We start from the raw sequence: 12,653 nt of genomic DNA on the forward strand, positions 1-12,653 counted from the left end.
GCCAGGGAGCCGGTTCCGTGCAGCGCGTCTGTTTTCTGCTGAAGGTCCGCGAGGACCGCGTCGACGAGTACCGCGCGCGGCACGCCGCGGTCTGGCCCGACATGCTCGCCGCGCTCTCGCAGTGCGGCTGGCGCAACTACTCGCTCTTCCTGCGTGAGGACGGACTGCTCGTCGGCTATCTGGAGACGGAGGACTTCGGCGCCGCCCGCGACGCCATGGCGGCGACCGAGGTCAACGAGCGGTGGCAGCGGGACATGGCGGAGTTCTTCGAGCAGCCGGAGGCGGCGGACGAGGCGATGGTCCCGCTGACCGAGGTCTTCCACCTGGCCTAGGGCCTCTCGTTTGGATCATGCCGGGCTCGCGGGGTCCGGCCTGATCCAAACGAAAGACCCTAGGCGGGCCCTACAGCGCCACGGCGGCGAGCAGCGCGAAAGAGGCGATGGTGACGAGGGTGCGGATCCGGTGGAGCCGGTTCCAGCGGGGCTCGAACGCCGCCCGGGCCGCACGGTCGTCGCCGCCCTCGGAGGCGGCCAGCGCGTTGTTCAGCGGGATGTTCCCGGCGATCGTGATCAGATGACTGACCACCGCGCAGGCCAGCGCGCCCGCGACCAGCAGCCGTTCGCCGCCGTCGCGCCCGCCGGACGTGAGGAGTGCGGCGGCGGGGAAGGCGACCACGCCGAGGAAGACGACCAGGAACACCGGTCCCGGCACCTTCTCGTTGAAGCGGCGCATCGTGGCCGTGAACATGTCGTCCGGCAGCGCGCCGAGGCCGGGCATGATCGCGATCAGGAACGTCAGCATGAAGCCGGCGTAGAGGCCGGCGGTGATCACGGCAGCCATCATGAACGGGGAGAACATGGCGCCCATCATGACGTGACGGGGCGGTCCGCGCGCGGCCTTTCCGCAGGACGCCGCCGGACTGCCGGTCTCCGCTCCGCGCGCCGGTCAGCCCGCCTCCGGCCGCCGTTCCGGGCAGCTGTCCGGATGCAGCGCGGTCCGGGCCGAGGTGTCCGCGCCCAGGGGAAGTCCGAGCGTGAAGGCCCAGCAGACCGCGGGCTCGGTGCCCAGGGCCGGGGTCGTGGTGGCCACCACCCGGATGGCCCGGTCGGTGCGCCGTACGGCCCAGGGCTCCGTACGCAGCGTGCGGGAGATCTCCTCGTCGGTGAGTGCGCCGTCGTGGGCGGAGGCCGACAGACCCCTGGCGAGGCTCTGGGCGTGCAGGCGGTCGTTCTCCCGCGTGGTCCGGTCGGCCCCTGCGGGCAGTTCGGCCTGGAGCCACCAGACCAGACCGCCGACGGCGGCCAGTACGACGAGGATTACGAGGAGGGCGGCGCCCCCCGCCAGTCGCGCCAGTGGGCGGACTGCCGGGGGGCGCCGGTCGTTGTTTCCGGTCACGAACCTGTGTAGCCGATCTCGTCGAGTCTCTTCTTCATCACGGCCGCGTAGCCCGTGGTGCCGTCGGACTTGGGGTGGAAGGACTCCCGGCTGAGGCACACCTCGGGCAGCCAGTCGGTGGTGCACTGGCCGCCGACCTTGGTGACCGGGTCGCCCTGGTGGAAGTCGCCGTCGCCGTTGGGGCCGACGACCACCTTGTTGATCCACTCGGGATCGTCGCAGCCGGAGTGACCGACGAACGCGTCCACCGGATTGGCGTACTCGATCTTCATGCCACCGGCCTTGAGGGTGTCGACCAGCGCCTTCTGCTTGTTGTTGGCGTAGTTGACCAGCTCGGCCAGCGCGGCCACCTCCGGCATCATGTAGTAGTACGAGCCCGAGCACTTCACCGTACGGCTGAGCAGCTCCGGGTACCCCATGAGCATGATCTGCGCCTTGTCGGCCCGGAAGCTGACGTCGTACAGGGTGGTCCTGAGGTTCGGGATCATCAGGTCGTCGATGATCTTCTTGTACTTGACGAGGAAGTTCGGGTCCTCGTTGCAGTTCGTGCCGATCCCCGAGCAGTCCAGCATCGCGTTGGCGAAGCCACCGCCGTCGTTACCGCCCAGGGTGAGCATGGCCAGGGTCGTGTCGGAGCTCAGCACCCCGGAGTTGACCTGGTTGATCTCCTTGAACTGCCCTTCGCCGAAGCTCTGCGACGCGGGGTCGAACGCCCCGTCCCAGACGTTCCTCGTCATCGCTCCGGAGCAGGCGACGAAGCCGAGCTCCGCCTGGGTGCTCCAGTCGTCGGAGAGCTGTCCCAGCGGGGTCGAGGACCCCGGGAGCGCGATCTTCCGGCCCCAGGCGTTCTTGCTGCGCCGGCAGGCGTTCCAGCCGGACTCGCCGTGGTCGGTGTTGGACTCGGGCGCGTAGTCGCCCGCGCCCTCGCCGGCGGTGTACGAGTCCCCGATGACGGCGACGATGTGCTTGGGCTTGGCCGGCAGCGGCTGGAAGGCCACCGCGTCCCAGGCCACGTCCTCACTGCCCTCGCCGTCGTCGGTCTGGCTCGCGAGCTGCACCCTGGGCTTGCCGCTCATGTTGTAGACGCCCAGTGACACCCAGGAGTTGGCCTTGATCTTCTGGTTGATGTAGCGGGTCCGGGTGAAGTTTCCGGTTCCGGTGTCCACCTCGTACTTGGCCTGCTGGGTGTGCGCACCGTGGTCCGGGATGTGGACCATGACGCGGGACCAGCCGTTGATGTCCTGGCCGAGGCTCCAGGTACCCGTGGTCTCCAGCCGGTCGGCCTCGGCCGTGGCCGTCTTGCGGGTGTGGGTGAACCAGAAGTGGTTGCCGTGGCCCGCACCGATCTGGTGCAGGTCGATCTTCCCCGGATACACGCCGTTCGAGGCGGCGAAGGTGAACTTGAAGCTTCCTGCCGAGCTCACCGCCCCGCAGGTACGCGCGTCCGAGCCGGCCGGCCTGGTGCCGCCCGGCAGTTCGTCGACGACCAGCGCGCCCGACGGGAGCCCGCCCGAGCAGCGCGGCGGATAGGAGTTCTCGTCCGGCTGTTCGGGATAGGTGTCGTCGAAGCGGTGGATGGCGTTGCCGCAGGTGCCGACCGCGCAGTTCTTCCAACCGGTCGCCGCGATCGGCTTGTTCCACCAGCAGTAGAGGTCGGAACGGGTGCAGGCGCCCATGCCCGGGTCGTTGGAGTCGTTGGGGCCGATCTTCGACGGGTCGCACTCGTTGGAGCTGTCGCAGAACAGGCCCTCCGGCGGCTTGAGCGCCGTACGGTCCTGCACGGTCGTCCACCACGCGGGGCGGTAACCGGCCTGCATGTCACCCGGCTTGAACAGGGCCGAGATGGGCCGGGCGGCCCAGCCGAGGACCTTCTCCTGGTACGGCCAGTCCTGCGGGTGCGCCGCGTGCGAGTAGTCGTCGGTACCGGTCGAACTCTCCAGGAAGGGAGTGCGGTTGGCCTTCCACAGCGGGTTGGCGGGGTTGTTGGTGAAGCCGACGCCCCACTTGCCCTTGTTGTTGGCCGCGTCGGACTGCTTGTAGTAGCCGGCGTTGTACGCCCACAGGGCGAAGAACCAGCTCTCCAGGTAGGCCGGGTCGGCGTTGCCGATCTTCAGACCGCCTTCGAGGGTCTGGTTCCACTTCTCCACAAGGATGTTGACACCGGCGGCGATGTTGGCCGTGTAGTCGATGGCCACCGCCTTCTGCTGGAGGGAGGACCACTGGGTGTCGCCCTTGCGCATGCCGTCCGTGACCTGGGTGATGCCGTAGCCGCAGTCCGACTCGGTCCAGTCGATCGCCCACGGGTCGGGGATCTGGCCGTCCGAGTTGTACTTCGTGCCGTAGTAGTTGCCGATCAGGGAGTTGGCCGTGACACCGGGCACCGCGTAGCGGGTGGCCTGCCACATGTTGGACTCCTGGGCGGTGATGCCGAGCATCACCTGCGCCGGGATACGGCCGCCGCCCGAGAGCGGCTTCAGGGGGAAGAGCTGCTGCGGACGGTACGCACCGATGCCGGTGCCCTTCCAGTCCGCGGGCCGGACCACGTGCTTGTCCAGGTTACTCGTGATCGCCTGGTCCACCGCCCACTCGATCTGGCGGGGCGTGGGCTGGAACGCCTGGAGCTTCGGGTCACCGCGCGGCACCGCGCAGGTGCGCTCCTCCTCGACCGGGTTGTTCGGGTCGGCGGCCAGTGCGCTCGTCCCGGACGCCTGGGCGTCGCCGGGCAGCGCGGGCGACTGCTGGTGCCCGGCGGACTCGGCGGGCGCCGTGCCGGGGAAGGAGTCGAGGGTGCTGCTGCGGCCCGAGTCGAGGTCCTTGACGCCGATCCGCACCGTGCGGGCGGTGAGCGCCTCCTCGGCACGGATACGGGAGTCCTTGCCGTCGGCCCAGGCGGTCCTGGTGACCAGCGCCTCGCCCCGGGTGGAGACCAGCGAACCCTTGGGGGTCTTCGCCGGGCGCCGGACGGACGCGGGCAGCGCGGCCGTTCCCGCCTCGGTGTCGCCGGTGACCACGACCGTGCCCCCGGCCGACGCGGCGAGGTCCATCGCGCTGAGCGTGCCGCGCGCGAGCTGTGCGGGCCTGGCCTTGCCGTTGCCCTTGCGCAGGTCGCCGGAGGCCACCCGCATCACGGTGCCGCGGGGTGCGGCCTTCGCCTTCGTGGACACGCCCGGGGCCTTGTCCAGGTAGACGACGCCGCCCTCGTGGTCGGCCCTCAGCTGGAAGGGGATGCCTTCGGTGACGGCGACCGCGGTCCGCTCGCCCTTCGCGGAGCCCTTCATGCCGATGCGTACGATCCGGTTGCCGTCGGCGGCGACGGCCTCGTCCCCGTACGGCACCGCGGACGTGACCTGCCCCGTCAGCGCGACCGGCGCGGCGACCTTGCCGGTGGCCGTGTCGACGCGCAGGAGGCGGGTGGCGTTCCGCTTCATGGTGTCGTCGGTGAACTGGGACAGGATCGCCTGCTCACCCGTACCGCAGCCGGGCGAGAAGTAGGCGAGGGACGTCTGTACCGGAAGCTTGGTCACCTTGCCGGTGGAGAGCTCCACGACGGCGGTGAAGGCCCCGCGCGCCATCAGGTCGGCCTTGTTGGTGAACGTCCGCGGGGCGTACGTGACCACGGCGCGCTTGCCCGAGCCCGTCACACAGGCGTTGCCGATCCAGGTGTCCGTCTCGAATCCGGGTTCCGACAGCGTGGCCGCGGTCCGCCACGCGTAGCCGTCCTTGCGGGGGGCGACGAGCAGATGGAATCCGGTCGCGTCACCCGACGTCGTCCACGCCTGGTCCTTCGACGCGGTGAATCCCTTTCCGAGCACCTTCGCGCGCTGCTCGGTGGGGATGGCGGCCGGCTTGCGGTCCGCCGTGGCCGCGTCCGGTGCCGCGTCGGCCGCCGGCTCGGACCAGCCCTTCGCGGCACCCTTCGGAGCCTTGGGTTCCGGGGTGGCGGCCTGGGCGGGGACGGCTGCCAGCAGCGCGGCCGAGATGCCCGCCGCCACCAGCGCCTGGAGGTTCTTCCTTCTGTGTCTGCGTATCAATGCTCTTCCTGCCTCGGTGCAGTGGGGGGGGCCGGACACCGATGGGACGAGGTGCCGGCCTGGCGGCGGATCGAGAGGCCACCGTGGTCCAGTCCACACGGCGGCTCTCTCGCGCCACTCTTCCTGACGCCCCCTCAGCCGATCTCGCCCTCCCCGTCACCCGCCTCCGGCGCGCCTTCTCCGCCCATGAGCGAGTCGGCCTGTTCGATCGCCCTGGCCAGCTTCGACACGGAGCTGTCCTCGGTGACGCCCGCCAGTTTCCGTGCCCTGTCGGAGAGTTCGCCGAGTCCGGGAGTACCGGGCAGATCTCCACCGCGCAGCACGTCGGCGAAGTACGCGGCCACGGCCGTCACTTGGAGGCGGGTGTTGTCTCCGCCCCACAGGGTCCCGTCGATCGCGCCGGTCTCCACCGATCCGGTCTCCTCGTGCGCTTCCCTGGTCTTCGGGTCCTGCCAGCGCACCGTCGCGGTCGCCACGTGACCGTGGGCGCCGTCCCGGAGGCGTACGGCATAGAGCGCCGTCACCGTGTGGCCGGGACCGATCTCGCCGCCGTCCACGCTGTCGTCGCGGAAGTCCTCGTCGGCTACCTTGCGGTTCTCGTAACCGACGAGCCTGAACTGCTGGACCGTCTCGCGGTCGAAGGCCACCTGGGCCTTGGCGTCACGGGCCCGCAGCTCGACGTGGGCGGGGAGCTGGTCGACGAAGACCTTGCGGGCCTGCGTCTCGTCCGAGATGTACGTGGTGTGGCCGTCGCCCTTGTTCGTGAGGCGTTCCATCAGCGCGTCGCCGTAGTCGCTGCCGACGCCCACCCCGAACAGGGTGATGCCGTACTCGCGGCGCGAGGAGTCGATGCGACCGAGGATCGCGTCGGCCTCCGTCTCCCCGGTGTTGGCGAGCGCGTCGGACAGCAGCACGACCCGGTTGTTGGCGCCCTTGCGGTGGCCCTTGACGGCCTCGTCGTATCCGCGCCTGATACCGGCGTCCACATTGGTGGAGTCCTGCGGCTCCATGGCCTCGACGACGTCCCGGACCTTGGTGCGGTTGCCCTGGAGCCGGGTCATCGGCAGCCGGGTCTCGGCCTCGTCGCTGAAGGTGACCAGGGAGACGGAGTCGTCGTCGCGCAGTTCGTCGGTGAGGATGCCCAGGGACTTCTTCGCCAGGTCCAGACGGCCCGGTTCGGCCATCGACCCGGAGATGTCGACGACGAAGGTGAGTGCGGCCGGCGGGCGTTCTCCCTGACCGGTGGCGGCCTTGGTGGCGAGCCCGACCCGGACGAGCGACCAGTCGCTCGCTCCCGCCCCGGCGCGGGCACCGTCGACGGTCACCGAGAAGCCGTTGTCCCTGGGCCGCTCGTAGCCCTGGCGGAAGCTGTTGACGAACTCCTCGGGCCGCACGGTCTCCGGTCCTGGCAGCTGCCCGTCGCCCAATGTGCGGCGCGCGAAGCCGTAACTGGCGGTGTCCACGTCGAGGGCGAAGGTCGACAGGTAGTCCGGCGGCGCCACCTCACGGGCCGCGTCCTTCCCCTGTTCCGGAGCGGCCTTGTCCGCCGCCGCGCCGGGCGCCGTCGCGGCCGGGGCGGGGGCCCCGCCGCTCGAACCACTGGCATCGGTCTTGCGGTCCGCGGAGTACGAGCCGTCCGATCCCCCGCCGCAGCCGGTGAGCAGCATTCCGCCCGCCAGCAGCAGCGCGAGCGTCCCGCTGTACTTCGCCGTCCTGTGATTCATCGGTACCCCCCACATCGTCGACATCTGTGAATGTGACGTACGAGGAGGGGCGAAAAAGCAGACGAACGAGTTGCGGATCAATCTCGATGCGGCAACGGCGGGCGGAATCGGTGCGGAATATCAGCGTCAGGACACGATGTCCTTACGACTGAACCCCCGGAAGGCGAAAGCGAACAGGATCAGGGCATAGGTGACGGACACCGCGGCGCCCTTCGCCATGCCGCCCCACTCCAGGTCCGGCTGGAGCGCGTCCGCCCAGGCGAACTGCCAGTGCGCGGGGAGGAATTCGCGCCAGGAGCCGAGCGCGGTGACGGCGTCCAGGACATTGCCGACGATGGTGAGGCCGACGGCGCCTCCGACCGCTCCCAGGGGTGCGTCCGTCTTCGTCGACAGCCAGAACGCCAGGGCGGCGGTGACCAGTTGGGAGACGAAGATGAACGCCACCACGAGCGCCAGCCGCGGAACCGTGTCCCCGGTGGCGAGCGCGCCGCCGGTGGGGAGTTGCAGTGGCCCCCAGCCGTACGCCGCGGCTCCCGCCGCGAGTGCCACCACGGGCAGCAGCACCATCGCGGCCAGGCTGAAGCCGAGCGCGACGACGAGCTTGCTCCACAGCAGCCGGGTCCGCGGCACGGGTGCGGCGAGCAGGTAGCGCAGCGAGGACCAGCTGGCCTCGGAGGCGACGGTGTCCCCGCAGAACAGGGCCACCGGCACCACGAGCAGGAATCCGGCCGAGACGAACAGGCAGGTGGCGGCGAAGTTGGCGGCGGAGGCCGTCGCCGTGTCCATCAGGGTGATGCGTTCACCGCCGCCCGGTCCGCCGTCGGGGGTGCCGCCGATCGCGAAGGCGATGATCAGGATGAAGGGCAGGGCGGCCAGCACTCCGCCCATGAGCAGGGTGCGGCGCCTGCGCAGCTGCCGCATCGCTTCGACACGCAGCGGCAGCGTGCGCCGGGCCCGGTAGCCGGGCGCCTCGGGGGCGTGTGTCACATCGACTGCGGCACTCATGCGGAGCCTCCGGAGATCAGGGTGAGGAACGCGTCCTCCAGGCGGCGGTGCGGGCCGACACCCGTCAGCGGCAGGTCGAGACGCACCAGCTCGGTGATCAGCTCGGACGAGGTGGCCCCGTCGAGCCGTACGAGCAGCCCGAGCCCGTCGCCCATACGGACGGCCGAGCCGATCCCCGGGAGTGCGGCGATCTTCTCGACGAGCGGTTCCGGGACCTCCTGCGCGGTTCTGACGAGGAGCATGTCGCCGGATCCGGTGATCTCGGCGACGGGGCCCGCCTGGACGAGCCGGCCGCGGTCCATGACGACGAGGTGGGTGCAGGACTGCTCGACCTCGGAGAGGAGGTGGCTGGAGACGATGACGGTCCGGCCGCCGGCCGCGTACCGGATCATCACGTCGCGCATCTCGCGGATCTGGGGCGGGTCGAGGCCGTTGGTCGGTTCGTCGAGGATGAGGAGGTCCGGCATCCCGAGCATGGCCTGGGCGATGGCGAGGCGCTGCCGCATGCCCTGCGAGTACGTCCGCACGGCGCGGGCGAGAGCGTCGCCGAGCCCCGCGATCTCCAGGGCTTCCTCGATGTGCGAGTCCTCGGCCGGCCGGCCGGTGGCCTGCCAGTACAGCTCCAGGTTGGCCCGCCCGGAGAGGTGCGGCAGGAAGCCCGCACCCTCCACGAACGAACCGACCCGCGACAGCACGGGCGCACCCGGCCGGATCGCGTGTCCGAAGACGCGGATATCACCCTCGTCTGGAGTGATGAGACCCATCAGCATCCGCAGGCTGGTGGTCTTCCCGGCTCCGTTCGGACCGAGGAGTCCCAGCACCTGCCCCTTCTCCACGCGGAAGGACAGCTCCCGGACGGCGTACCGGTCCGCGGACTTGGCGTACTTCTTCGACAGGCCGGTGATCTGGAGCGGGACGTCGGCGAGCGCCGGGTCGGGCGCGGGCGTCGCGGTGCGGCGGCGCGCGGAGAGCAGGAGCGCGGCGGCGATCACGACGGCTGCGCCCGGGAGCCCCCAGGTCCACCAGGGCAGCGCGGTCGACGCGGTCTTGACCTGCGGTGCCGTGGGAACGGTCAGCGGGCTTTCCAGTGAGGCGGTGTACGTGACGGGCTCGGCCGGCGACGCGTAGCCGAGGTCGGTCGCGGACAGGACGAGACGGAGCCGGTGCCCGGAGTCGATCTCGTGGTCGACGGCCGGGAGGGTCAGCTCGACGGGCCTGCCCTGCTGGGCCGGGGTGATGCGGTGGGGGGTGACGAGCTGGGACGGCAGCACCTGCTGCTTGCCGTCCGGCGACACGTCGTAGACCTTGCCGAACAGCACGGCGTCGCCGCTGCCCGCCGTAACGTTTACGCGGACGGTGGGTGAGCCGGTGACGCGGACGGATTCGGTCAGCGGCCGGGAGTCGAAACGGGCGTACTGGCCGGGGAAGTCGAGCGAGAGCCCGACGCCGACGGACGACAGCTGCGCGAGCCCGCCGCCGATGCCCGGCACGGCGGAGATGGCGGGCGGACTGGCCCCGGCGGGATTGCGGAAGGTCTGCTTACCTCCGGCGAGCGCGATCTCCTCGCCACCGCCCGTCAGCCCCGGATAGCGGTCACTGCTCGCCCCCCGCTGCTGGGCGGCCCCGTCGGTCGAGTCGATGCCGCCGGTACGGGTGACGCGGAAGGCCGGGCCCGTATCGGCGCCCTCGTCCTCCTTGAGGTACCGGTCGAACCACGCACCGACGCGGCTCGCGACCCGGTCGCCCTCCATGTCCCCGCCGTCGTGCCCGCCCGCGATCCAGTCGACGGACACGGGCGCGCCGTTCCCGCTGATGGCCTTCGCCATGGCGTCGGCCTGGTCGAGGGGGAAGAGGGAGTCCGACTGGCCCTGCACGATCAGTGCGGGTACGTCGATGCGGTCGGCGACGGCGACCGGGGAGCGCTCGGTCAGCAGCTCGCGGGCGGCCGCGTCCGGCTTCCCGTTGACGGCGACCCGCTCGTACATCTCGCAGAGCCGCTTCTCGAACTTCTCGCAGCCGCCGCCGGTGGTGACGAAGATCCCCGCCCAGAGCTTCTTGAAGACGCCGTCGGGGAACAGCGCGTCGGCCAGATTCCAGTACGTGATCACCGGTGCGACGGAATCGACGCGCTGGTCGTATCCGGCGGCGAGGAGGGAGACGGCCCCACCGTAGGAGGCGCCGGTGAGACCGACCCGGGGGTCTCCCTTGCCGTCGAGTTCGACCTCGGGCCGGCCGGCCAGCCAGTCGATGAGCCCGGACACGTCCTTGACCTCGGCATCGGGTGCGTTGAGGGAGATCTCCCCACCCGACTTCCCGAACCCACGGGCCGACCAGGTCAGTACGGCGTACCCGTCGGCGGCCAGCTTCTCGGCCTGCGCCCGCACATCGGCCTTGCTGCCGCCGAAGCCGTGCCCGATGAGCACGGCGGGGCGCCGCTCCGCACCTCCGGTGGTGAAGTACGAGGTGTCGATCGGCACCCCGTCCATCCGCAGCATCCGGTCCTCGCGCTGCACGGCGGGGGCGCTGTCGTCGGCGACCGCGGTCCACGTACCGCCGGCCGCGAGCACGACGAGCGCGGCGAGGCCCGCGGCCCATCGGCCGCGCTTGCGTGGCAGCCGGGGCCGCCACCGGGAAGTTGGGGAGTCCATGTCTCGACCCTAAGCGGGTGACGGCCGTCCGTAAGAGGCCGGCAGGGGGAAGTGCCCGGCCTCCCTGAGAGGTACGGGGCTCCCCCGCCGTACTCCGGACGCGGTACGTCAGCCCTCGTGCGCGGGCGCCCGCACCGGGCGGGGCACTCGCCCGGTGAAGGGCAGGGGGGTCTCCCGCGGCAGCAGCGCGGCAGCCGCTTCGGTCTCCCCCGCGCGTACGAGCCCGTGGATCTCCCGGGCGAGCGGCGTGACGTCCCGGATGGAGACCGTCCACTCGTCCGCATACCGCCGGGCCGCCTCGCCCGCCAGCCCGAGCTGCAGGGAGCGGTACGGGAGCTGGTTCAGGTGCAGGTCGCGCTCCGGGTCCCACTGGACGCGGGTCGGCGCCCGGCGCAGGGCGCGCTGCCAGGTGGCACGGTCCTGGTGCGCTCCCCGCACGTAGTGGGAGAGTTCGGCGTTCTCCAGCGCCCAGGTGAAGCCCTCACGGGTGATCTCGACTGCGAGGACCGTCTCCTGGCCCTCCTTCGCCGCCCAGCCGCAGCGATACATCATCCACAGGAAGCTCGGCTTGATCCAGGTCATGCGGTCGCGCTTCCAGACGGCGGGGAAGCGGCCGTCGCGGGCGGCCGGAAGACCGATGGCCGGCCGGTACGCCTGGTAGACGGTGACGGTCGAAGCGGTGTGCAGGGCGCGGATCTCGTGGGGCGGAGTGGTCATGGCGTTCAGGATGCGTGGGGCGGCCGGTCCCGTGCCACCGGCTTTTTCACTGCGTGTACCACGGGCGCTTCGCGGGCACGGGCTCCAGCCTCGGCCAGCGCGTCAGCATCCGGTCGCGCAGGTCCGTGGCGAGGGTGCCCAGACCGGCGAGTTCCGGGTGGTCCGTGGTCAGTTCGGCGACTGCGCCCAGCCGATGGACGAGGCGGCCCCGGGCTGTCGTGGTGCCCCACGTCCAGTCCTCGTCCGGGACGCGGGCCAGGTGGTCGGTGGTCCCCCGGTGGGCCCGCTGGACCAGGGCGTCGCCGCGGATCAGCCAGCCCGCGCAGGCGTCGGCGAGGCCCGTGTCGTCGAGTTCGGTGCCGGTCGCGGTGTGCCAGGCCGCGCGGTAGGCGTGGGTGGCCCGGTCCAGCAGCGGTCGGGCCGCAGCGGTGACGCACCAGCAGGTCGGGAAGCCGATGCGCAGGTAGGCGAGTTCCATCAGGCCGTTGCCCAGCGAAGCCTGTTCGAAGTCGATGAACCTGATGCCGTCGGCGGTGTGCAGGTCGTTGCCCGGGCAGGGGTCCCCGTGGAGCAGGGCGTTCCCCGGTGCGTGGGCGAGCCGGTGGACCAGGGCGTCGAGCTCTCCGGCCACGCCCGGTGCCACCGGGGCCCCGAGGGCGTCGGCCAGGGTGAGGAAGGCGGTGGCGTCGGCCTGCGTCGGGCCCTGCCAGCGGGGAAGGGAACCGGTGTCGCCGGGTTCCGCGGTGGCGTGCAGCCGGGCCAGGGCCTCCGCGTAGTCGACGATCCAGTCGGCGGGCGGGCGCCGGTCGTCCACGAGTTCCAGGACCAGCACGCGTTCCTCGGGGTCGGTGCCCAGCAGCGCGGGCACCACGGGTGTTCCGGCCGCTCCGGCACGGGCGGCGATCCGCAGCGCCGCCACCTCACGCCCGTAGCGCTCCTCGGCGTCGGGCCCCTCCACGAGCTGCTTCAGCACCGCCGGACGGCCGGCCGGCGCGATGCGCCAGACCCTCGAACGCGGGCTGCTCTCCAGCATCCGGGCATCCCCGGGCTCGCCCAGACCGGCCCGTAGCGCTTCCCCGAACGGCAGTGGTGGATTCGTCATCCGGCCACCCTTTCACCCGGGGCGCGGAAAG

9 protein-coding genes are annotated in these 12,653 nt (G+C 71.2%); 1 reads left to right on the forward strand and 8 read right to left on the reverse strand.

All coding sequences use genetic code 11. The features are described from left to right. Positions 1 to 17: 17 nt before the first annotated feature. Positions 18 to 332 (forward strand): L-rhamnose mutarotase, encoded by a 315-nt coding sequence (locus OG230_RS12350; protein WP_328910232.1) that lies wholly within the window; start codon positions 18 to 20, stop codon positions 330 to 332. A 70-nt stretch (positions 333 to 402) separates the two neighbouring features. On the opposite strand, the gene OG230_RS12355 is transcribed toward OG230_RS12350, so the two are convergent. The 8 genes from OG230_RS12355 to OG230_RS12390 form a co-directional block, all read right to left on the reverse strand. Then, the gene (locus OG230_RS12355; RefSeq protein WP_328910233.1) at positions 403 to 858 is read right to left on the reverse strand and encodes an anthrone oxygenase family protein; all 456 of its coding nucleotides are present in this window, start codon (positions 856 to 858) and stop codon (positions 403 to 405) included. 87 nt (positions 859 to 945) lie between these two features. Then, on the reverse strand, positions 946 to 1,395 hold the full coding sequence (locus OG230_RS12360) for a hypothetical protein (RefSeq protein WP_328910234.1): 450 nt from the start codon (positions 1,393 to 1,395) through the stop codon (positions 946 to 948). Further along, complete coding sequence (locus OG230_RS12365; RefSeq protein ID WP_328910235.1) at positions 1,392 to 5,426, reverse strand: golvesin C-terminal-like domain-containing protein; 4,035 nt, start codon at positions 5,424 to 5,426, stop codon at positions 1,392 to 1,394. The genes OG230_RS12360 and OG230_RS12365 overlap by 4 nt, the downstream gene beginning before the upstream one ends. 134 nt (positions 5,427 to 5,560) lie before the next feature. Then, the gene (locus OG230_RS12370) at positions 5,561 to 7,150 is read right to left on the reverse strand and encodes a vWA domain-containing protein (protein WP_328910236.1); all 1,590 of its coding nucleotides are present in this window, start codon (positions 7,148 to 7,150) and stop codon (positions 5,561 to 5,563) included. A 126-nt stretch (positions 7,151 to 7,276) separates the two neighbouring features. Then, entirely contained in the window at positions 7,277 to 8,155 is an 879-nt protein-coding gene (locus OG230_RS12375) for an ABC transporter permease (RefSeq protein ID WP_328910237.1), read from the reverse strand. After that, entirely contained in the window at positions 8,152 to 10,803 is a 2,652-nt protein-coding gene (locus OG230_RS12380; protein ID WP_328910238.1) for an alpha/beta fold hydrolase, read from the reverse strand. Before OG230_RS12380 ends, OG230_RS12375 begins: the two co-directional genes overlap by 4 nt. Positions 10,804 to 10,911: 108 nt before the next feature. Next, complete coding sequence (locus tag OG230_RS12385; protein ID WP_328910239.1) at positions 10,912 to 11,520, reverse strand: DUF4291 domain-containing protein; 609 nt, start codon at positions 11,518 to 11,520, stop codon at positions 10,912 to 10,914. A gap of 46 nt (positions 11,521 to 11,566) precedes the next feature. Next, positions 11,567 to 12,622 (reverse strand): phosphotransferase family protein, encoded by a 1,056-nt coding sequence (locus tag OG230_RS12390; RefSeq protein ID WP_328910240.1) that lies wholly within the window; start codon positions 12,620 to 12,622, stop codon positions 11,567 to 11,569. Positions 12,623 to 12,653 lie beyond the last annotated feature (31 nt).

The sequence above is a fragment of the Streptomyces sp. NBC_00234 genome, assembly GCF_036195325.1.
Taxonomy (GTDB): domain Bacteria; phylum Actinomycetota; class Actinomycetes; order Streptomycetales; family Streptomycetaceae; genus Streptomyces.

Bases quoted from the DNA above. Each gene is read 5' to 3' on its own strand.
- OG230_RS12375 (WP_328910237.1), bottom strand. From the start codon at position 8,155: ATGAGTGCCGCAGTCGATGTGACACACGCCCCCGAGGCGCCCGGCTAC.
- OG230_RS12390 (WP_328910240.1), bottom strand. From the start codon at position 12,622: ATGACGAATCCACCACTGCCGTTCGGGGAAGCGCTACGGGCCGGTCTG.
- OG230_RS12385 (WP_328910239.1), bottom strand. From the start codon at position 11,520: ATGACCACTCCGCCCCACGAGATCCGCGCCCTGCACACCGCTTCGACC.
- OG230_RS12380 (WP_328910238.1), bottom strand. From the start codon at position 10,803: ATGGACTCCCCAACTTCCCGGTGGCGGCCCCGGCTGCCACGCAAGCGC.
- OG230_RS12370 (WP_328910236.1), bottom strand. From the start codon at position 7,150: ATGAATCACAGGACGGCGAAGTACAGCGGGACGCTCGCGCTGCTGCTG.
- OG230_RS12355 (WP_328910233.1), bottom strand. From the start codon at position 858: ATGTTCTCCCCGTTCATGATGGCTGCCGTGATCACCGCCGGCCTCTAC.